Source organism: Argonema antarcticum A004/B2, from assembly GCF_023333585.1.
Classification (GTDB): Bacteria; Cyanobacteriota; Cyanobacteriia; order Cyanobacteriales; family Aerosakkonemataceae; genus Argonema; species Argonema antarcticum.
The window spans coordinates 1-1,589 of the sequence record NZ_JAIQZN010000230.1; the positions used below are offsets into that span (position 1 = coordinate 1).

A 1,589-nucleotide genomic window follows, 5' to 3' on the forward strand; every position below is an offset into this window, starting at 1 on the left:
ACTGGAGTTTAGACTATCGCACCGCAGGTGCGATAGTCTAAACTTCTAGCCATCCAAAATCGCTCAGCTTTTAGCTGAGTAAAAAAGAGTGATTAAATCAAGATTTAAGAGCGAAAAAAGTTACCTTTTCGAGTTTTGTTTGGTTCCTGAAAAGCCTTTTTTAACTATTGGATAACGAGTGCGAGGCGACCTACTGTGTCCAGTAGGCCAGCCGGGAGACTTTCCACGGAGTTTGGGAGAACAGGTAGGTGTACCAATCGCCGCTAAAACTCCAGGCATCGCTTGAGCAACTCGACCAGGGGTTAATTTGGTCAAGGATTTTTGCCAAGGTAAGGGTCTATCTTGGACCATTTCTCGTGCCAACCAAAGCTCCCAAGTAATCATCGGCATCAAATCACTCCATCGCTCACACTGTTTAGGTGTACTCAACTTAGGTAAAGTCCAATGAAGACGTTGTTTGGCCAGACGATACCAATGGTCAACTCCAAAGCGTCGTAAGTACAACTGCCAGATTTCAGTTAATGGTGGCATTTGTTCGCCTATCCAAATCAACCATAAAGGTTTAGGCATTTTCCAAGAGTACAATTGGTCGAGCCGCTCGACTCGAATTAGTTGCATTGATTGGTGTGGAGAAGCTTGGAAATGCAGGTCTTTCCACAAACTAATTCGTAATTGTCCTAATGTCGGATGTTCTAATTCTACACTTTCAATTGCTGTTGTCCAAGTGGTAGAATCATTAAGTTTAAACTTATCTCCATGTAGGCGAGGACGACCCTTACCACAATATGGTGGCGGCGAAGTCCGTAAACATAAATTGGAGCGGAGTCGGATTAATTTGTCGGCGGGAATCGAAGCGGTTTTGAGGATAAAAGGGGCGCATCCATATTCGCTATCCCACAAAGAAATCGGTCGTGAGGGTAAATATTTACAGACTTGTTGGAGTTGCCATACGGCTTTCTTGATGGGATTTTCCCAACTGGTAATCCGTTCGTGTCTTAAAGGTAAGGCCCAACTACCGGCATCTTCTGGTATCCAGGCAATTGTACTGTATCCCTGACCGATGGTAATCGGTCGATTCCCATCAATGCTACTGGCTTGGTGTTCAATCGTTCTTTCTTGTAGTGTGTGAGCATCAGGTCGTGACCAACTTGTGTGGTCGCCTGCTAGGATTGGACGTACATCCCTTGGCATCTGTTGGATGTACAGACGCATTAACTTATTGCGCTGTGGTCTACAATCTTGTAAAGCTTCATAGATGCTAGGCCAAGAGCGTCGAAATACTGGTGATAATGATAGGTCTGCTAAACAGTAAGCATGGCGGGTGAGCAGGATGGCATCTGTTAATTCAAACGTGGCATCTTTGGCTCTGGTTAGATGTTGATAAGCCTCTTGACGAAAAGCTTGGAGTTTGTCAGCTTGAATCATAGGTAGATGGTAGTTGGTGGTACAACTTCCAGTTTCTACCAGATGGTCGTACCTGTGTCATTAGTACACTTGTACGACTGTTTCGTCATCTTTTTACTTTCATCTCTTGGATATAGGAGTTTAGACTAACCGCGCTTAAAAGCGCGGTTAGTCTAAACTCCAGT

Annotated in this window: 1 protein-coding gene; it reads right to left on the reverse strand. The window is 44.6% G+C overall.

Annotated elements, in window-relative coordinates; translation table 11 throughout:
- Positions 1–120: 120 nt before the first annotated feature.
- Entirely contained in the window at positions 121–1,425 is a 1,305-nt protein-coding gene (locus LAY57_RS35540; RefSeq protein WP_249072194.1) for an NF041680 family putative transposase, read from the reverse strand.
- Between the last annotated feature and the right edge of the window lie 164 nt (positions 1,426–1,589).